The organism is Psychroflexus aestuariivivens, assembly GCF_004010055.1.
In the GTDB taxonomy this organism is placed as follows: Bacteria; Bacteroidota; Bacteroidia; order Flavobacteriales; family Flavobacteriaceae; genus Psychroflexus; species Psychroflexus aestuariivivens.
Map to the genome: position 1 here is coordinate 45374 of NZ_RQVT01000024.1, position 18048 is coordinate 63421.

Sequence of the window (18048 nt, forward strand, 5' to 3'; positions counted from 1 at the left end):
AAAGGCGTCTACCTAATTTAACTTTGATAAAACTTAAACAAAATCTGCATGAATTTCAGAAATATGGTTTTATAACGTCTACAATATTTTACATTTGTAGATTGAAGCATTCTCAACCTATGAGCAACAAAAAAAATAAGATCACCGGTTTGGTCATTACCTTAAATGAGGAGAAAAATATCGCCGGAGTGATTGAAAATTTTGATTTTGTTGACGAAATCATAATCGTCGATTCTTTTAGTGACGACAAAACTTACGAAATTGCTAAAAATAGCGAGGGCGTGAAAATTTTTCAGCATAAATTCATCAATTTTTCTAAACAGAAAAACTTTGCTTTATCCAAAGCTTCTCATGATTGGGTAGTATTTATTGATGCTGATGAGCGTATTTCTAGGAAGGGAAAAAAAGAAATTTTGAAAACTGTTAAAAAAGCTAAACAAGAAGCCTATTTTGCTAAATTTCAATATTTCTATGGTAAAAAACCGATCAGGTATAGTGGTTTTCAAACAGCAAAATCTCATCGTTTATTCAGAAAATCGAAATGTAAATACGATGAAAGCATTAAAGTTCACGAAAAGCTGATTGTCAATGGAACGTCTGGACTTTTGAAATATCGTTTAAATCATTATAGCTTCAGAAATTATGCCCATTACAAAAGTAAAATGAAATTATACGGCAGTCTGAAAGCAAAAAAACTTCATGAAAAAGGAAAATCAGCATATTGGCTAAAAACTAGTGCTAAAATGTTTTATAGATTCATCAGTCACTTTTTCATTAGACTTGGCTTTTTGGATGGAAAGGTCGGCTATCATATTTCAATTCTAAGTGCTTATGAAGTCAAAGTACGCTACAAAAAATTAGCTGAATTGAATGCTCAGCCGAAAACTGAAAAAGCTATTTCCAAAACTTAATTTTCTTTTTCATTGCTTTTTTCTTCTTGAATTTACGCTGAAATTCCTGAGTATAAAACCACATTTTTTCAAAAACTTCCGACTTTGGTTTATTAATGAGTTTGGCATATTCATCGCTCATCACTAATACCATTTCTCGTTTTGATGTCAAACGTCGAAAGTTGTACATTCTCTTTTCAAAATCTAAAGTCCTGAAATTCATCCGGTTTAAATCCACTAATGAAAATTCAATCTGATCTGAATTTAACGTAATCAGCGTATTGCCTGGTGAATGGTCTAGAAATTCAACTTCATTTTCGTGTAAACCATAAGTAAACCTGGTAAATGCGCGTAAAATCTCTTCATGCCTTGGCAAATCCGGCTGATGCACGAGTTCTCTATACGTCAAATCGCAATCTTGGTGCAAACTGATATAGAATGATTTGCTAAAACCCAAACCTGAAAAAAATTCAAAGTAAGCGACTGGTTTTGGTGTACCAATATTTTTGGAATTTAGGATTTGGGCATATTCAAAAGAACGCTTGGCCTTTGACTTTCTAAAGTATTTATAAGCAATTTTGTTGATTAAATTTGGTTCTTTAAAGGATTTTATGTTTAATAATTGACCTTTAAATTCAATGGTTTTGATGACATTTCTGTCTCCATTTCCAAATACTGTCCCAACACTTTCAAAATTTAGAATCAGGTTCTGTAATTCAGTTTTATATTTTAAATAATCAGGATTAAATATAGAATTCATCAATATAAATTATTGGGCAAATTTAATATTTGTTGAGTTGTAAACTGAATTCAAACCAAGTTAGTTTAAAAAAAACTAAAATTTGAAATTATAGATTCAATAAAATCAGTTTTAAGTCTAGGATTTATTATTAAAATCATTAACCTTGTATTTAGAATATTAAATTCAAGATGAGTACAGTATTTTTAGAATCACATAATATCAAAAATCCATATTTTGGCTTTGGGCAATTTAATTATCATTTACTAAATGCTTTTGCGAAAAACCATGCCAAATCATTTGCATTTACTGCACATGTGAAAAATATTAATCATTGGAAGAATGAATTTGGTAATGATTTTAATTTTAAAAAATATTTTTCTTGGAGACGCTATCCCGCACTTAGAATTAGAAAAAAGTATGACATTTGGCACTCATTAAATCAAAACACAAAAATAGAACCTTTTTACAATCTACCTTATTTGCTAACTGTCCATAATATTACACATATTAAAAACCCAAATGATTATTTTTCTGAATCTGAACATATTAGATTTCAAGAAAAATTGAAAAGAAGTCATGCGATTACTTATATTTCAGAATATGCTAAAAAGTCAACGCATGAATTTTTTGAGGTTCCCAAAGTTCAAGAATATGTGATTTACAATGGAAACCCCATAACGCAAGAAACTTTAAAAAAAGATTTTACACCTAAAATAAATCCTGATAAGCCTTTTTTGTTTTCCATTGGAGAATTCACAAAACGAAAAAACTTCGAAAGTTTAATTCATTTAATTAAAGAAATTCCAGAATACCAGCTTATCATTGCTGGAAAAAATTCTACTAAAACTGGTGAAGATATACTCAATCTTATAAAAAAAGAAGGATTAGAGCACAGAGTTCATATACCAGGAATCGTAAGTGATCAAGCTAAACAATATTATTACAAGCATTGTTCAGCATTTTTATTTCCTTCACTAAGAGAAGGTTTTGGACTGCCAGTAATAGAAGCAATGCGATTCAAAAAACCAGTTTTTATTTCTAATAATACTTCACTTCCAGAAATTGGCGGAGAATTGGCGTTTTATTGGAATAATTACGATCCAATTTATATGGCTAAAGTTTTTGAAGAAGGAATGGAAAAATTTTTAGAGAATAAAAGTGTTTTTGAAAATAAGCTTTTGACTCATTCTCAACAATTTTCATGGAAAAAAGCAGCAGAATCTTACTGCCAAGTTTATAACGAATTACTTAAATTATAATCTATGCCAATAAAGAAGATTTTAAATTCAATTGAGAAATCTAGACGTAAAAAAGCTGTTATTAGGCGTATTTTAAACAGCAAACAGAATAATATAGGTGTCTCAAATATTCATCGCTTAGATACTACCAATATTGGAGACTATTATTGTGCACCACATCATTACTTTAAAGAATTACAAAATACAGGACTTGATATTTTTGATTATAAAAAACAAGATGACGAAGTAAGGTCTAATTTTGTAGAAAAAACCTGCAACAATAGCCTTATTATAGGTGGAGGAGGTTTACTAAATAGAGGTGGATTTAAAAGACAGATGAAACTATTCGAATCTTTAACTGAAACACCAAAAAAAATTGTGCTTTGGGGCGTAGGACACAATGAAAAACATCCAAAAACCTATGGCAAAGTAAAAAATTATAATGTTGACGTTAACAAGTTTGGCATGGCAGGCACAAGAGACAAAAATATGCCAGGTGAATATGTTCCATGTGTAAGTTGTATGCACTCACTTTTTGATCAAACCTACACTGAAACTCAGGAAATAGGTGTTATTTTTCATAAAGATACAGTCAAAAAAGACAAAATTGTTAGTCAATTTAAAGATTACCCCTCTACTTCAAACACGACAAATCTAAAAGAAATTATTGAATTTATTGGGGCATCAAAATGTATTATAACAGACAGTTATCATGCCATGTATTGGGGAATTTTGCTAGAGAAAAAAGTAGTTGTAATACCTAATTCTTCTAAGTTTTATGACTTCCATAAACAACCTGTATTCTCAACTTTTAATGATGCAATAAAAGATAGTAAAAAAGCAGAATCGTACTCAGGTGTTTTAGATGAATGCCGGGAGATAAACCAAAATTTTGCAAATAAAACTTTTGATTATTTAAATTTATAAAATGATAGAAGAAATTCAAAATGCCATACAAACCTTGAAACGTGGTGGACTCATCCTCTACCCGACCGATACAGTTTGGGGAATTGGCTGTGATGCAACAAACGCCGATGCTATTGATAAAGTTTTTGCACTGAAGCAACGTTCGGAAAAAAAATCGCTCATTTGTTTGGTATCAGATTTCAAAATGCTGAATCAATATGTGGAAGAAGTTCCAGAAGTGGCTTATGATATTTTAAAATATGCCGACCAACCGACCACAATAATTTACCAAAACCCGATAAGAGTGGCCACAAATCTGATTGCAGAAGACGACACACTTGCCATTCGTGTAGTCAACGATAAATTTGCAAAATCACTTTTGCGCAAATACAAGAAACCAATAGTTTCTACCTCTGCCAACATCAGCGGTCAGCCTACACCTAAAAATTTCGACGAAATCAGCGATGAAATTTTAAAAGGCGTGGACTATGTTGTAAATTTGCAAAAATCAAAAAAAAGTGCCAAACCATCCACTATCATTAAGCTAGATTTAGATGGAAAAGTACAAGTGATTCGCAAATAATTATGCCTAAAAACAATTATAAAGACGCTTTAAATCATAAAATATTCGATTATCTTTCTGAAGCTGCAGACGAACTCCAGATAGAAACTTATGCAATTGGCGGTTTTGTTAGAGACTATTTCCTCAACCGTGGAAAAGCCGAAGACATAGATGTAGTTGCCGTTGGCAATGGTATCGAACTCGCTGAAAAAGTCGCTGAAAAACTACCTGGAAAACCAAAAGTTCAAATATTCAAAACCTACGGCACTGCCATGTTGAAAGTTTTTGATTTGGAAGTTGAATTCGTTGGTGCAAGAAAAGAATCTTACAACGAAAATAGTCGAAATCCTGAAGTTGAACAAGGCACTTTGGAAGACGATCAGAATCGAAGAGATTTCACAATCAATGCCTTGGCGCTTCAATTGAACAAAAACAATTTTGGTAAACTTCTAGATCCATTCGGTGGTTTAGAAGATTTGAAAATGCAGCTCATCAAAACGCCTCTAGATCCTGACATCACCTATTCTGACGATCCGCTTAGGATGATGCGCGCCATTAGATTTGCAGCACAATTGGGTTTCAAAATTGAACCTAAATCTTTAAAAGCTATTAAAGACAATGCATCACGAATTGATATTGTGAGCAACGAACGCATTGTGACCGAAATTCATAAAATCATGTTGGCAGACAAACCTTCTGTTGGTTTCAAAATTATGCACAACACTGGTTTACTAAAACGAATCCTGCCAGAACTTACCAATCTTGAAGGTATTGATGAAATTGATGGACAAAAACATAAGGATAACTTTTGGCACACTTTAGAAGTCGTCGATAATATTGCTTTAGAAACCGACGATTTGTGGTTGCGCTGGGCTGCATTGCTTCACGATATTGGTAAAGCACCAACAAAAAGATTCAGCAAAAGAGTTGGATGGACATTTCACGGTCACGAATTTAAAGGTTCAAAAATGGTATTTCAGATTTTCAAACGTTTGAAAATGCCACTGAATGATAAAATGAAATATGTTCAAAAATTAGTTTTATTAAGCTCAAGACCAATTGCTATTGTAGACGATGATGTTACCGATTCTGCCGTTAGACGCTTAGTCTTTGACGCCGGCGAATATCTGGAAGACTTGATGACACTTTGCGAAGCGGATATCACAACCAAAAACCCAAATCGTTACAGAAAATACCATAACAATTTCAAACTCGTTCGTCAAAAAATTCAAGAAGTTGAAGAGCGTGACAGAATTAGAGATTTCCAACCTCCGGTGAAAGGCCAAGAAATCATGGACACATTTGGTATTGCGCCTTGTAAAGAAGTAGGTGAAATCAAATCAAAAATCAAAGAAGCTATTCTAGATGGTGAAATTCCTAATGAATATGAAGCTGCATTCGAATTCATGTTGAAAGAAGGCGAAAAACTCGGTTTAACGCCAAAAAAGTAGTGAAGCCTAAGAAACAGCTACTAAAAATTGATCAAATTCTGATTTAAATCGAGAATTTCGCAGATAAGATTTAACTTTGTAAAAAACTAAAAATCGTGTTCAGAAAATCTGTAAAAGCTTCGATTATCATTATTTATTTGGTTATTATTGCTGGCGCTGTTGTTAGAATGACTGGCAGTGGAATGGGTTGTCCCGACTGGCCAAAATGTTTTGGATATTTTATTCCACCAACAGAAGAATCCGAATTGGAATGGCATCCTGAACATGAATACTTCGAAGGTCAAGTCATTATTGTGGATGAAACTTTGAAGATTGCGAAAGATGATTTCACTTCTTCAAAATCTTTCGATTCGGTTCATTGGAAAAATTATGACAAACACGATTATGCTAAATTCAACGCAGCACACACATGGATTGAATACATCAATCGTTTATTTGGTGCTTTGGCAGGTTTAGCAATTCTTATTATGACCATTTTATCCTTTCGCTATTATTGGAAAATCAACAATAAAATCATCTTATTCTCATTAATTAGTTTAGTATTATTGTTATTTCAAGCCTGGCTTGGCGCAACAGTTGTCTATTCTTTATTGTCACCCATCAGAATTACGATGCACATGCTAGTCGCGCTTCTGCTCGTAGCTTTGCTAATTTATCTTTTGAAAATTTCTTCTGAAGAAAAAACCGATAAAAACACAAACAAAACCTTTAGAAATCTTTTGATTTTTGCCGCCATTTTGAGTTTAATCCAAGTTGCTATGGGTACGCAAGTCAGACAGTTTGTCGATGAACAAATTGATGTGTTTGGTTACGATGCTAAAACCAAGTGGCTGCAAAATCCAGATTTAGTATTTTACGCGCATCGTTCTTTTTCAATTATTGTTTTTATTATAAACGCCTCGATATGGTGGTTGAACCGAAGCAGAAATTTTGGATTCAAACTCACAAACTGGATGATGATATTAGTCTTTGTTGAAATTATTTCAGGAATTGCTATGTATTATTTAGACTTCCCATTCTTGTCACAACCTTTGCATTTAGTAGTGGCAACTCTTCTCTTCGGAGTTCAATTTTATATTTTAATGCAAAGTTTTGAAGCGAGATTAATTCATTATAGAAAATAAATTCAATTGAAATTTACGAACTTTGCATAAATTTATTTTTAAATTAAATATTTTGAATTTATAAAAATCAAAATATTATTGGAAACAGAATAAAAAACAGCTAATGATTTTTAAATATAGAATAGTTTTAGACACTTTAGACGACGTTATTCGTGATATAGAAATTAGAGATCAAGCAACTCTGGAAGATTTGCATAATGCAATTTCTCAAGCTTTTGGTTTTGACGGCACAGAAATGGCTTCATTTTACAAAAGTGATGAAGAGTGGAATCAAGGCGAAGAATTTCTGCTTTTCGACATGAGTGAAGGTGAAGAAAGTGTAAAGATGATGAACGAAACGAGTCTTGATGAAGTATTTTCTAAATCGCAAACCAAGATGATTTATGTGTACGATTTCTTTAGCATGTGGACATTTTATGTAGAATTAGCCGATATTGCAGAACCTGTAGATGGTCAAGATTATCCAAACCTTTTGTTTGCGCAAGGTCAACTTCCAGATTCTCCGCCAGACAAACAATTTGAAGCAGAAAAGCTAGATGATTTTGATGATGACTCAAATGGCGATGACGATGACATAACCTTTGAGAATTTGGATGATTTCGATTTTGATGAAAATTGGAATTGAGACTATATTGGTCTATTTTTTTCAATTTTAGGCAATTTTATTTCAAAAACACTGCCTTTATCTAGCTCGCTTTTTAAAACTTTTATTTTTCCAAAATGATAGTTTTCAATGATGCGCTTGGACAAAGACAAACCTAAACCCCATCCGCGTTTTTTGGTAGAATATCCAGGTTCAAATATTTTTTTGAATTTTGAATTCGGAATTCCTTTTCCTGTGTCAGAAATTAAGATTTTAACCCAGCTTTTGTCTTCACAAACCTCGAGACGCATCTCTCCTTTTCCTCGCATTGCATCAATCGCATTTTTTGTTAAATTCTCTATTGTCCAGCTTAAAAGAATTGGGTTCAAGTTACAATAGATTGTTTTACTTGGCATAATGATTGAAAAATCGATCAACTTAGAACTTCGTGACTTTAAGTAGTCGAAGGAAACCTGAATGGTTTCATTTAAATTTGTGGGTTTGAGAACCAATTTTGACCCTACTTTGGAAAAACGCTCAGTAATAGTTTGTAAACGATCGATATCTTTCTCAATTTCAGCTATGTAATCTGGATTTACATTTTCACTTTTCAGAATTTCTAACCAACCGACTAAAGACGATAATGGTGTTCCAATTTGGTGCGCCGTTTCTTTAGCCATTCCAGCCCACAGCTTGTTTTGTTCACTTTTTTTGGACGTGATATAGTACACGTATATCAATCCTACTAAAAGAAAAATAACCAATAATAAAATGATTGGATAATATTTGATTTTGGTTAAAACCGACGAATTACCATAATATAAATATTGTTGCCCAGCCTCTTCTAAATCTATCACAAAAGGCTTGTTTTCATTTTTGATAGACTCGAAAAACTGCTGCTTTTTTAAAGAGTCATTTTCAATATTCTTGGGCAAATTATTAGCTTGCTTGAAGTTTTCGTTTTCATCCAAGATAAACATCGGAATATTTTCATTGGTATTTATAATGAATAATTCTAAATTCAAATCCTGATCATCATCGGCGTTGTTGACAGATTCTTGAGCTGCCGACCAAAGTCGCATTTTCTCACGTTCATCTTCCTTAATACGTTCGTAAAAAACGAAAATATTCCAAGTTACCATTCCAATAATCAACACTGAAGCTAATAAAATAAAAATACGGACAAAATTTTTATGCTCAAAAAGTCTCATTCTAAAACTAATTTTCACAATAATAACGAAAAGACGGTCGCAATCGTACACTTTTGAAACTAGTTCTTAAAAAAGTTTCAACCTTTTAAAATTTTCATTTGAAATTCCCATCGAAATGCCATCTAAAGAATTATTTTTGTAATATGATACATTATTTTTCTTCAGATTTTAAGCTCGGAATTTTAGGTGGAGGTCAATTGGGCAAAATGATGCTTTACGACACTAGAAAATACGACATACAAACTTATGTTTTAGATCCAAATCCAGAAGCGCCCTGCAAAATTGCCGCCAATCATTTTGAAACTGGCGATTTAATGGATTATGACAAAGTCATTCAGTTCGGACAAAAAGTTGACCTTTTAACTTTTGAAATTGAGTCTGTGAATGTTGATGCGCTAGAATTTCTTGAAAAACAAGGCAAAAAAGTATTTCCATCTTCAAGTACGCTAAGGAAAATTCAGAATAAAAGTATTCAGAAAGAGTTTTATTTAAAAGAAAATATTCCAACAGCCGATTTTAAAAATTTTGAAAATTTAGAAATATTGAAGTCTGCTTTGAAAGAAGAAAAAATCACTTTCCCATTTGTTTGGAAGAGCAGTCTTGGTGGTTACGATGGTAAAGGCGTTAAGGTTGTAAAATCCGAAAAAGATCTCGAAGAATTATCAAATAGTGATTGTTTGGCTGAAAATTTAGTCGACTTCAAAACAGAAATTGCTGTCGTTGTAGCAAGAAATGAAAGTGGCCAAATTAAAACTTATCCTGTCGTTGAAATGGAATTTCACCCAGAAGCCAATCAGGTAGAATATGTGATTTGTCCAGCAAGAATTTCAGAAGACATAGCGAAGAAAGCTAGACTTTTAGCTGAAAAAGTGTCGGCGAGTTTTCAACATGTTGGGCTTTTAGCAGTAGAAATGTTTTTGACAAAAAATGATGAAATTTTAGTCAATGAAGTTGCACCAAGACCACATAACAGCGGACATTTTAGTATAGAAGGCAGTTTTACCAATCAGTTTGAACAACATTTGAGAGCAATTTTAAATTTGCCTCTCGGTAGTACAGAAAATAAAACAAATTCTGTGATGGTAAATTTAGTCGGTGACGAAAATTACGAAGGTGAAGTGGTTTACAAGAATATTTCAGAAATCATGGCAATGCCGGGTGTAACGCCACATATTTATGGAAAAAAAATGACAAGACCTTTTAGAAAAATGGGACACGTTACCATAATAAATCAAAATTTAGCCGAAGCCAGAGCAGTTGCAGAACAAGTGAAGGGAAAAATAAAAGTAATTTCAAAATAAATAAGCGATGACAAAAGTTGGAGTAATTATGGGCAGTAAAAGCGATTTGCCAGTAATGCAAGATGCTATTGATTTCTTGAAAACATTTGACATAGAAGTTGAGGTGGATATTGTCTCTGCACATCGTACGCCAGATTTGCTGATGGAATACGGCAAAAATGCCCACAAAAGAGGAATCCGCGTAGTTATTGCAGGTGCGGGAGGTGCAGCACATTTACCTGGAATGATTGCTGCTTTGAGTCCACTTCCAGTTATCGGTGTGCCTGTTAAATCTAGAAATTCTATAGATGGATGGGATTCTATACTTTCGATTTTGCAAATGCCTGGCGGTGTTCCTGTTGCTACAGTTGCGCTAGATGGTGCTAAAAATGCAGGAATTTTAGCAGCACAAATTTTAGGCGCAAATGATGATTCAATTTTGAATAAAATTATAGATTACAAAACTGAACTGGCTGAAAAAGTTGAAAACATGAGAAAGGATATTTAATTTTAAGCTAAAATTTGAAATCTATATTCGATTTTACTTATTTTTAAAATAAAAAATGAAATACTTTTTTAGCCTTTTAATTCTTTCAATTTTCTTGTCTTGCAATACGCCAATGGTTTTTGTAGATTATAATGAAAGTGCAAATTTCGAAAAATACGACAGTTTTGATTTTTACGCGATAGAAAATTCTGGGTTGAGTAGATTGGACGAAGACCGCGTTTATAATAGTATCAAAGACTCCCTACAGGCAAAAGGATTTAAGCAGAAACTGATTCCAAAATTCAAAGTCAATTTTTATGCTGAAGTTTTTGAAGAGGCTTCAGGAAATAATGTAAATATTGGCATTGGAACTTTTGGCGGTGGTATTGGCGTTTCTGCTCCACAAAGCGGAAAAAGAAAAATAGCATTGACCATAGAATTCGCTGACGGTTTGACAAACGATTTATTTTGGCAAGCTGTTGTAGAAGCTAGTTTTGACGAAAACCTAAAAGGTAAAGCTAGAGAAGAATTTTTCAACAATTTGGTCAGTGAGGCTTTAGAAGAATATCCTCCAGAGTTAGAAAATTAATTTAGAAATATTCAATTAAATTTTACCTCCCTTTTTTCAACTCTTTATGGTTGTTATAAAGTGATTTTACGATGCCATCGACAAGTCCAATTTTAGGCACATGAACGGATTTGGAACGACTCCATTTCATAGCTGATAAATATATTTTAGTAGCAGGAATAATAACATCGGCACGGTCTTCATTAAGATTTAATTGAGAAATTCGTTCTTCATAAGTCAAGGAATTTAAAAGTTGAAAATAGGAACTCAAATAAAAAAACGATAATGCTTTTCCTGATTTCTTATTACTAGATTTGAAAATGTTATTGATATTTCCACCAGAACCTACCATTTCTATTCTATTGTAATCTTTAGTCATCGTTTTCACCCAAATTTCAGCTTCTTTCCATAATTCTTCTTTCACTGTATTATTCAAAATCCTGACTGTTCCGAGTTTAAAAGATTTGGAAGCTATAGTTTTACCTTGTGAAAACAACGTGAATTCTGTGCTCCCACCGCCAACGTCAACATACAAATAGGTTTTATTGTCATCTACAAGTGAATGCAAGTCAGTAGCTGCAATAATTGCAGCTTCGTCCGTGCCATCTATTATTTCAATTTGAATTTCAGATTCTTGTTCAATTTTTTCAACAAGCGCTTGACCGTTTCTAGCATCACGCATGGCCGAAGTCGCACAAGCTCTATAATCATGAATTTTATGGCACTTCATTAATAAACTGAAAGCATTCATGGCGTCCATCATTCTTTTGATGCTTTCATCAGAAATATAATCTTTGGTAAAGACGTCTTGACCCAATCTAATTGGCACACGAACCAAAGAGGTTTTTTTAAAATTTACTGGTTTATCATCTGGTTCTGTGACTGTTGAAATAAGTAAACGTACAGCGTTTGAACCAATATCTATAGCCGCAAATTTTTTGATTTCTAGCATATTATTTTGCGTTATCTGAAATATTTTTCAATTTTTCTTGGTAATATTTATAAGTTTCGAACTGACTCCTAAATTCAGGTTGATCATTTTTACGATAAGTATTTTCATCTTTTGCTGAAAAATCTCGGGCTTTCACATTGTCTTTCCAACAAATTTCAAAAGTTTCTTTCAGTTCTTTCTTAATTTCTGGGTTATAAATTGGACAAGTTACCTCAACACGATGATCAATATTTCTGGTCATCCAATCTGCCGAAGATATAAAAACCTTGTTGTGCGAATCATTTTCGAAAATATAAAGTCTTGGGTGTTCCAAAAATTTATCTACAATACTTATCGATTCTATATTTTCACTCATTCCAGGTACTTTTGGAATCAAACAATTAATTCCACGTACTATTAGTTTTACTTTGACTCCTGCTCGACTGGCTTCATACAATTTATCAATCATATCATAATCAGATAAAGCATTCATTTTTAAATATATACCTGATTTTTTTCCAGCTTTATGATTTGCAATTTCATGATCAATTAAATTGGAAAATGCTTCTCTGGAATAGTGTGGCGAAACGATAAGGTGTTTATAATTTTTAATTTTATAGTTAACTTCAAAAAATTCGAAAACTTTATTGATGTCTTTCAGAATTCCCTGATGCGCTGTAAATAAAGTATAATCGGTGTAGATTTTCGCCGTATTTTCATTGAAATTTCCCGTACTGATAAATCCGTAATATTTAATTTTCTGATTTTCCAAACGTTCGATAATACAAGTTTTAGAATGCACTTTTAAACCTGTGACACCAAAAATTAATTTGACGCCTTCGCGTTCCATTTTTTCAGCATATTTGATGTTGTTAGCTTCATCAAAACGGGCTTGCAACTCTATAGAAACTGTAACACGTTTTCCATTTTTGACAGCATTAATCAAAGAACTTGCAATGTGAGATAGAGATGCCAAACGGTAGATTGTAATTTTAATCGCTTTCACTTTTGGATCCAAAGCAGCTTCTCTTAGAAATTTTACTGTGTACGAAAAAGTTTGGTAAGGCACATATTGAAGAAAATCTTTTCTGGCTATTTTCTCGAGCAAACTCCCTTGAATTTGTAGTCCAGGAATAGGTAATGGTTCGATTTTATCGTATAACAAATGCTTCGCGCCCAAATCTGGAAAATTCATATAATCACGACGATTGTGATATTTACCTCCTGGAATTAAACTATCTGTGTTGTCAATTTCCATTTTTTTCAAAAGGAAATCCAAAGTATCTTGTTCTATGTTTTTATCGTACACAAAACGCACTGGATCTCCCTGTAAACGGTCTTTGACGCTGTCCATCAATTTCTCGATGTAGCTCTTACTTAAATCGCCTTCCAAATCCAATTCTGCGTCGCGCGTAATTTTGATCATGTGTGCAGAAATGCTTTCATAATCGAAAATATTGAAAATTACATTTAAGTTAAAGCGAATCAAATCATCCAATAAAATGATGTATTTTTTCCCATCGTCCGAAGGAATTTCTACAAAACGCTCAACGCTAGATGGAATTTCAATCAAAATATATCGATTGGTCAAGCGGTCTTTTTCCAACTGAACCATTTTTACAGCCAAATAGGCTTTAGAATCTTTTAGATTTGGAACTTTGTCCAAATCGTTCAACATAATTGTAACAAGTGCCGGACTTACTTTTTGAAGAAAAAACTCTTTTAAAAATTTAGCTTGTTGACTATTAACTTGATTTTCATCAATGATAAAAATATCGTGATTTTTCAATTCCTCTTGAATTGAAGCTAAAATTTCAAGACTTTCAGATTGTTTTTTTATTACAATTTGAGTAATTTCTTTCAGCAAACGACCAGCATTAAAACCACCTAAAGCTTTTTTACCAGATTTTCCTGCCAAATCTATACGTTTGACAGTAGCATAGCGGACTTTAAAAAATTCATCCAGATTATTAGAAAAGATTCCCAAAAACCGCAAGCGTTCCAATAACGGGACACTAGAATCGGCAGCTTCCTGCAAAACGCGACTATTGAACTGCAACCAACTCATTTCACGATTGTTATACTTATTTTTAATCATAATCTAAGATTTTTTGGGAACAAATTTAACCGTGTTATTCCAGGTTGAATGTTGTTCCAAGAGGAAGAATTGAATTCCAAAACAACTAAACCAGTCGTTGGAATATTTTCATAATTTTCTGAACCAAAAAAATTTACAAAATTTGTTATTGCAGGATTATGACCAAAAAGCATAACATTATCTACTGAATTTGGCAATCTTTCGATTTCAGATTTAAGTTCGTTGACATCGAAAGTGTAAATTTCTCTTTTAATATGAAATTTCTTATCAGGAATATTGAGTTCGTTTTGGAAAATTTCAGCTGAAGATTTGGCTCTATTTGCATAGCTTGTAAAAATCTCAAATTCAAAATCAACAAAATTCTTAAATGAATTGATGACCAATCTTGCATCATCATAAGCGCGTTTCAGCAAAGGTCGCTCTTTATCTTCAACATTATGTTCCCAAGATGATTTTCCATGTCTAACTAAAATTAATCGTTTCATATCAAGGTGCTAATCGTTCTATTTTCCAGTCTAAGTTGTTGATTAAGGTAAATCTAAATCTGTCGTGAAGTCGATTTGGTCGACCTTGCCAAAACTCTATACTTTGCGGTCTAACTAAAAATCCACCCCAATTTTTGGGTCTGGGCACATCTCTATTTTTGTATTTATCTTCGAGTAGATTTAGTTCTTTCTCCAAAATCTCACGACCTTCAATTACACTACTTTGATTAGAAACTAAGGCACCGAGTTGACTACCTTTTGGTCTCGAAGCGAAATAATTATCCGAAACACTTTCAGGAACTTTCTCTGCCTCACCCTTTATAATAACCTGGCGTTCAGTGTTCGGCCAAAAAAATGAAAGGCAAGTTTTTGGATTGTTCGATAGAGCTTTACCCTTTTCACTTTCATAATTAGTATAGAATACAAATCCGTTTTCGTCGTAAGATTTCAAAAGTACGATGCGGTTTTTTGTAAAACCATCCTCGCCAATGGTAGAAATTGTCATTGCATTGGCTTCATCTAAACCACCAGATTTTTCAACATCATAAAACCAAGTTCTGAACTGTTGAATTGGATTTTCATTGAGATTTTCACGAATAAGACTCGCTTTTTCGTAAGATTTTCTATAATCGTGTAATTTGTTTTCCATATCGCCAAATTAGAAAAATTAAATTTTTAACCCAATGGATTTTGTAAAAGTTTAGATTTATTCAAATCTAAAAACTTTACCACTTTCAGCAGCTACAGAATTTTCAAAAACCACTTTAGCTTCATTTTCAAAAAGTTTTAAATCGTTGTATCTAGCTGAAAAGTGCCCTAAAATAAGTTGCTTAACATTTGCTTTCTGCGCAATAATTCCGGCTTGTTTTGCTGTAGAATGCTTGGTTTTTTCACATAAATCTTCATGAGTTTCTAAAAATGTTGATTCGTGATAAAGTAAAGTTGTGTCTTTTATCTGAGGGACAATATCTGGCTTAAACATCGTGTCACTACAAAATGCATAACTCAATGGTGTTTTTGGCGGTTCTGTGATTTCTTTATTTTCAATGATTTCACCGTTTTCCAAGACAACATCTTTTCCTTTTTTAATGCTTTTGTAATAGGCTTTATCAATCTCTAGATTTTGTACTTTATCAATGAGTAATTTCCGATCGCCTGGCTTTGCTTTGAACAAAAAACCATTGGTATAGACACGATGTTTCAATGGAATAGTTTCTACTGTAAGTTTCGAATTATCTAATATTTTTTCAGGCTGATTGGATTTTAACTCATTAAATACCAAAGGATAAGATGTAAACGCTCTACTTGCTTTTAACTGAATTTCAACAATTTCTTTTATGCCTTCTGGAGCGTGAATGTGAAGCGTTGCTTTACGATTTAGCAAACTGAAAGTGGAAATTAAACCAATGAGTCCAAAATAATGATCGCCATGCAAATGAGAAATAAAAATATGACTTATGCGTGAAAACTTTACTTTTCGTCTCCTCAACTGAACTTGAGTGCCTTCTCCACAATCGATAAGCATAAGTTCCCCATCTATGTCCAAAACTTGGGCAGTAGGATGTACATTTGCTCTAGGCGTTGCTGAATGACAACCTAAAATAGTGAGTTCCATCATGCCTAAAAACCTAAATCGCGTTCTATCTCCTCTAATTTGATAATATCTTCTGCTTCCTGTAATGTTGGGACGACATTCAATTCTTCAGGAACAGTGTCAATATTAATCGTGTCATTGACAATTACAAAAGACTTTTTAGCTTTTTTATGTTTGGTGGAAAGTTTCAAAAATGATAATAATTCTTCCAAAGTCAAATTGCCATATTTTTCAATATCAACGACAATATTTTCATCTTTGAATTGTTTGTAAATACTATTCAAAAAATCTGCAAAATCTTTAACATCATTTTTTTCATCTCTAAGAATAATATAATCCTTTTTCTTTTCAGTTTTCATATTGTTTGATTTTTGAAGCTAAAAGATAAATTACCGCCATTCTGACAGCCACACCATTTTCAACTTGATTTAGAATAATGGAATGTTCGGAATCTGCTACATCACTTGTAATTTCTACTCCACGATTTATTGGTCCAGGATGCATGATTGTTATTGGTTTTTTCAATTGATCCAAAATAGTTTTGTTCAATCCGTACTGTTGTACATATTCTCGAATGCTAGGAAAATAAGAATTGTCCATTCGCTCATGTTGAACGCGAAGCATATTGGCAATATCGCACCATTCCAAAGCTTTTTTCAAATTAGGTTCAACCTGAACGCCCAAACTTTGGATGTGTTTAGGAATTAATGAGTTAGGACCGCAAACTTTCACTTTAGCGCCCAATTTTTTTAATGCAAAAATATTACTTAAGGCGACACGAGAATGTAATATATCACCTATAATAACAATATTTTTATCTTTCACTTCCCCAAATTTTTCTCTTATAGAATAGGCATCCAACAAAGCCTGAGTTGGATGTTCGTGAGCACCATCGCCTGCATTTATAATACTTGCGTTAATATGTTTCGATAGAAAAACGCCTGCTCCAGGATTGGGGTGACGCATTACAACCATATCAACTTTCATTGCCAAAATATTATTGACTGTGTCTATTAAGGTTTCACCCTTATTTACTGATGAAGATGCTGCAGAAAAGTTAACCACATCTGCACTCAACCTCTTTTCTGCTAACTCAAAAGACAAACGTGTTCTCGTGCTGTTTTCAAAAAACAAATTGGCTATGGTAATATCTCTTAAACTCGGCACTTTTTTTATCGGTCTATTGATGACTTCTTTAAACTGATCGGCGGTTTCAAAAATGAGATTCAAATCTTCCGGTTGCAAATATTTTATCCCGAGTAAATTATTAACGCTAAGTTCTTTCATAAAAATCTTCAATTATTCAATAAATAAATAGCATCCTCGCCATCCTTGTTCTGCCAATTTACCTTTACATATTCATCGTTAATCGCATCAACTTGTCGGCCTTTATAATCTGGTTGAATTGGCAAATGCCGACTAAAACGACGGTCGATTAATGTAAGTAGCTCTACTTCTGAAGGACGTCCAAAAGATTGTAAAGCAGTAAGCGCTGACCTGATGCTTCGTCCGGTATACAACACGTCATCGACTAAAATGACTCGCTTATTTTCTATAATAAAATCAATTTCTGTTTCGTTGGCTTTCAAAACTTTGTCTCCTCTTCTGAAATCGTCTCGATAAAATGTAATGTCCAGTTTTCCAGCTTTTATATTTTGAAGTTGATAGTCTTCAATTAAAATCTGATGCAAACGCTCGCAAAGCAAACTTCCTCTTGGCTGAATACCTATAAGCACGGAATTCTCAAAATGTTTGTGATTTTCGACGAGCTGACAAGCCAAGCGCTGCAAGATGATCTTGATTTCTTTGGCGCTCAATAGCAGTTTTTGGTGCATCGGTGTTGAAAATTTATTGTCTTTCACAAAAGTAATTAAAATAAGCTGTAATGTTAAAAAGTA

Annotated in this window: 20 protein-coding genes; 10 read left to right on the forward strand and 10 right to left on the reverse strand. The window is 33.1% G+C overall.

Annotated features, from left to right (window positions below):
• The first annotated feature begins 119 nt into the window (after positions 1 to 119).
• Positions 120 to 911 (forward strand): glycosyltransferase family 2 protein, encoded by a 792-nt coding sequence (locus tag EIG86_RS05165; RefSeq protein ID WP_127845095.1) that lies wholly within the window; start codon positions 120 to 122, stop codon positions 909 to 911.
• Here EIG86_RS05165 and EIG86_RS05170 read toward each other — a convergent pair.
• Positions 895 to 1650 carry a lipopolysaccharide kinase InaA family protein gene (locus tag EIG86_RS05170; RefSeq protein ID WP_127845096.1) on the reverse strand — a complete coding sequence of 252 codons (756 nt, stop codon included), beginning with the start codon at positions 1648 to 1650 and terminating at the stop codon, positions 895 to 897. The two genes, EIG86_RS05165 and EIG86_RS05170, sit on opposite strands and share 17 nt — an antisense overlap.
• Before the next feature lie 170 nt (positions 1651 to 1820).
• Between EIG86_RS05170 and EIG86_RS05175 the strand changes: the two genes are divergently transcribed.
• The 6 genes from EIG86_RS05175 (at position 1821) to EIG86_RS05200 (ending at position 7538) form a co-directional block, all read left to right on the forward strand.
• Positions 1821 to 2891, forward strand: a complete 1071-nt coding sequence (locus tag EIG86_RS05175) for a glycosyltransferase family 4 protein (RefSeq protein ID WP_127845097.1) — start codon at positions 1821 to 1823, stop codon at positions 2889 to 2891.
• 3 nt (positions 2892 to 2894) lie between these two features.
• On the forward strand, positions 2895 to 3797 hold the full coding sequence (locus EIG86_RS05180) for a glycosyltransferase family protein (protein ID WP_127845098.1): 903 nt from the start codon (positions 2895 to 2897) through the stop codon (positions 3795 to 3797).
• 1 nt (position 3798) lies between these two features.
• Positions 3799 to 4359: an L-threonylcarbamoyladenylate synthase gene (locus EIG86_RS05185; protein ID WP_127845099.1), complete on the forward strand. Its 561-nt coding sequence runs from the start codon at positions 3799 to 3801 to the stop codon at positions 4357 to 4359.
• A gap of 2 nt (positions 4360 to 4361) precedes the next feature.
• Positions 4362 to 5789, forward strand: coding sequence for a CCA tRNA nucleotidyltransferase (locus tag EIG86_RS05190; protein WP_127845100.1), 1428 nt, complete (start codon positions 4362 to 4364; stop codon positions 5787 to 5789).
• 95 nt (positions 5790 to 5884) lie between these two features.
• On the forward strand, positions 5885 to 6913 hold the full coding sequence (locus tag EIG86_RS05195; RefSeq protein ID WP_127845101.1) for a COX15/CtaA family protein: 1029 nt from the start codon (positions 5885 to 5887) through the stop codon (positions 6911 to 6913).
• Between the two features lie 103 nt (positions 6914 to 7016).
• A complete protein-coding gene (locus EIG86_RS05200) occupies positions 7017 to 7538 on the forward strand; it encodes an IS1096 element passenger TnpR family protein (protein WP_127845102.1) in 522 nt (173 codons plus the stop codon).
• A 2-nt stretch (positions 7539 to 7540) separates the two neighbouring features.
• Here the strand turns inward: EIG86_RS05200 and EIG86_RS05205 are convergent, their stop codons facing one another.
• Complete coding sequence (locus tag EIG86_RS05205) at positions 7541 to 8707, reverse strand: sensor histidine kinase (RefSeq protein ID WP_127845103.1); 1167 nt, start codon at positions 8705 to 8707, stop codon at positions 7541 to 7543.
• Positions 8708 to 8850: 143 nt separating this feature from the next.
• Between EIG86_RS05205 and EIG86_RS05210 the strand changes: the two genes are divergently transcribed.
• Genes EIG86_RS05210 through EIG86_RS05220 form a run of 3 tightly spaced genes read left to right on the forward strand, consistent with a single transcriptional unit; the run spans position 8851 to position 11063 of the window.
• Positions 8851 to 10008, forward strand: a complete 1158-nt coding sequence (locus EIG86_RS05210; RefSeq protein WP_127845104.1) for a 5-(carboxyamino)imidazole ribonucleotide synthase — start codon at positions 8851 to 8853, stop codon at positions 10006 to 10008.
• A 7-nt stretch (positions 10009 to 10015) separates the two neighbouring features.
• The gene (gene purE / locus EIG86_RS05215; protein WP_127845105.1) at positions 10016 to 10495 is read left to right on the forward strand and encodes a 5-(carboxyamino)imidazole ribonucleotide mutase; all 480 of its coding nucleotides are present in this window, start codon (positions 10016 to 10018) and stop codon (positions 10493 to 10495) included.
• 55 nt (positions 10496 to 10550) lie between these two features.
• Positions 10551 to 11063, forward strand: coding sequence for a DUF4136 domain-containing protein (locus EIG86_RS05220; protein WP_127845106.1), 513 nt, complete (start codon positions 10551 to 10553; stop codon positions 11061 to 11063).
• A 22-nt stretch (positions 11064 to 11085) separates the two neighbouring features.
• On the opposite strand, the gene EIG86_RS05225 is transcribed toward EIG86_RS05220, so the two are convergent.
• From EIG86_RS05225 to pyrR, 8 genes are read right to left on the reverse strand one after another with little or no spacing between them, the layout of a single operon-like run.
• Positions 11086 to 11994 carry a Ppx/GppA phosphatase family protein gene (locus EIG86_RS05225; RefSeq protein ID WP_127845107.1) on the reverse strand — a complete coding sequence of 303 codons (909 nt, stop codon included), beginning with the start codon at positions 11992 to 11994 and terminating at the stop codon, positions 11086 to 11088.
• A gap of 1 nt (position 11995) precedes the next feature.
• Positions 11996 to 14071 (reverse strand): polyphosphate kinase 1, encoded by a 2076-nt coding sequence (gene ppk1 / locus EIG86_RS05230; RefSeq protein WP_127845108.1) that lies wholly within the window; start codon positions 14069 to 14071, stop codon positions 11996 to 11998.
• Positions 14068 to 14556, reverse strand: a complete 489-nt coding sequence (locus tag EIG86_RS05235; protein WP_127845109.1) for a SixA phosphatase family protein — start codon at positions 14554 to 14556, stop codon at positions 14068 to 14070. Before EIG86_RS05235 ends, ppk1 begins: the two co-directional genes overlap by 4 nt.
• 1 nt (position 14557) lies before the next feature.
• Positions 14558 to 15205, reverse strand: coding sequence for a pyridoxamine 5'-phosphate oxidase (gene pdxH, locus EIG86_RS05240; protein ID WP_127845110.1), 648 nt, complete (start codon positions 15203 to 15205; stop codon positions 14558 to 14560).
• A 57-nt stretch (positions 15206 to 15262) separates the two neighbouring features.
• On the reverse strand, positions 15263 to 16171 hold the full coding sequence (locus tag EIG86_RS05245; RefSeq protein WP_127845178.1) for a ribonuclease Z: 909 nt from the start codon (positions 16169 to 16171) through the stop codon (positions 15263 to 15265).
• A gap of 5 nt (positions 16172 to 16176) precedes the next feature.
• Entirely contained in the window at positions 16177 to 16509 is a 333-nt protein-coding gene (locus tag EIG86_RS05250) for a ribonuclease Z (protein ID WP_127845111.1), read from the reverse strand.
• Complete coding sequence (locus tag EIG86_RS05255; protein WP_127845112.1) at positions 16499 to 17437, reverse strand: aspartate carbamoyltransferase catalytic subunit; 939 nt, start codon at positions 17435 to 17437, stop codon at positions 16499 to 16501. The genes EIG86_RS05250 and EIG86_RS05255 overlap by 11 nt, the downstream gene beginning before the upstream one ends.
• 8 nt (positions 17438 to 17445) lie before the next feature.
• Positions 17446 to 17985, reverse strand: a complete 540-nt coding sequence (gene pyrR, locus EIG86_RS05260; protein WP_127845179.1) for a bifunctional pyr operon transcriptional regulator/uracil phosphoribosyltransferase PyrR — start codon at positions 17983 to 17985, stop codon at positions 17446 to 17448.
• Between the last annotated feature and the right edge of the window lie 63 nt (positions 17986 to 18048).

Coding starts and splice junctions, on each gene's coding strand:
- EIG86_RS05165 (WP_127845095.1), top strand. CDS start 120: ATGAGCAACAAAAAAAATAAGATCACCGGTTTGGTCATTACCTTAAAT.
- EIG86_RS05170 (WP_127845096.1), bottom strand. CDS start 1,650: ATGAATTCTATATTTAATCCTGATTATTTAAAATATAAAACTGAATTA.
- EIG86_RS05175 (WP_127845097.1), top strand. CDS start 1,821: ATGAGTACAGTATTTTTAGAATCACATAATATCAAAAATCCATATTTT.
- EIG86_RS05180 (WP_127845098.1), top strand. CDS start 2,895: ATGCCAATAAAGAAGATTTTAAATTCAATTGAGAAATCTAGACGTAAA.
- EIG86_RS05185 (WP_127845099.1), top strand. CDS start 3,799: ATGATAGAAGAAATTCAAAATGCCATACAAACCTTGAAACGTGGTGGA.
- EIG86_RS05190 (WP_127845100.1), top strand. CDS start 4,362: ATGCCTAAAAACAATTATAAAGACGCTTTAAATCATAAAATATTCGAT.
- EIG86_RS05200 (WP_127845102.1), top strand. CDS start 7,017: ATGATTTTTAAATATAGAATAGTTTTAGACACTTTAGACGACGTTATT.
- EIG86_RS05205 (WP_127845103.1), bottom strand. CDS start 8,707: ATGAGACTTTTTGAGCATAAAAATTTTGTCCGTATTTTTATTTTATTA.
- EIG86_RS05210 (WP_127845104.1), top strand. CDS start 8,851: ATGATACATTATTTTTCTTCAGATTTTAAGCTCGGAATTTTAGGTGGA.
- purE (WP_127845105.1), top strand. CDS start 10,016: ATGACAAAAGTTGGAGTAATTATGGGCAGTAAAAGCGATTTGCCAGTA.
- EIG86_RS05220 (WP_127845106.1), top strand. CDS start 10,551: ATGAAATACTTTTTTAGCCTTTTAATTCTTTCAATTTTCTTGTCTTGC.
- EIG86_RS05225 (WP_127845107.1), bottom strand. CDS start 11,994: ATGCTAGAAATCAAAAAATTTGCGGCTATAGATATTGGTTCAAACGCT.
- ppk1 (WP_127845108.1), bottom strand. CDS start 14,071: ATGATTAAAAATAAGTATAACAATCGTGAAATGAGTTGGTTGCAGTTC.
- EIG86_RS05235 (WP_127845109.1), bottom strand. CDS start 14,556: ATGAAACGATTAATTTTAGTTAGACATGGAAAATCATCTTGGGAACAT.
- pdxH (WP_127845110.1), bottom strand. CDS start 15,205: ATGGAAAACAAATTACACGATTATAGAAAATCTTACGAAAAAGCGAGT.
- EIG86_RS05245 (WP_127845178.1), bottom strand. CDS start 16,171: ATGGAACTCACTATTTTAGGTTGTCATTCAGCAACGCCTAGAGCAAAT.
- EIG86_RS05250 (WP_127845111.1), bottom strand. CDS start 16,509: ATGAAAACTGAAAAGAAAAAGGATTATATTATTCTTAGAGATGAAAAA.
- EIG86_RS05255 (WP_127845112.1), bottom strand. CDS start 17,437: ATGAAAGAACTTAGCGTTAATAATTTACTCGGGATAAAATATTTGCAA.
- pyrR (WP_127845179.1), bottom strand. CDS start 17,985: ATGCACCAAAAACTGCTATTGAGCGCCAAAGAAATCAAGATCATCTTG.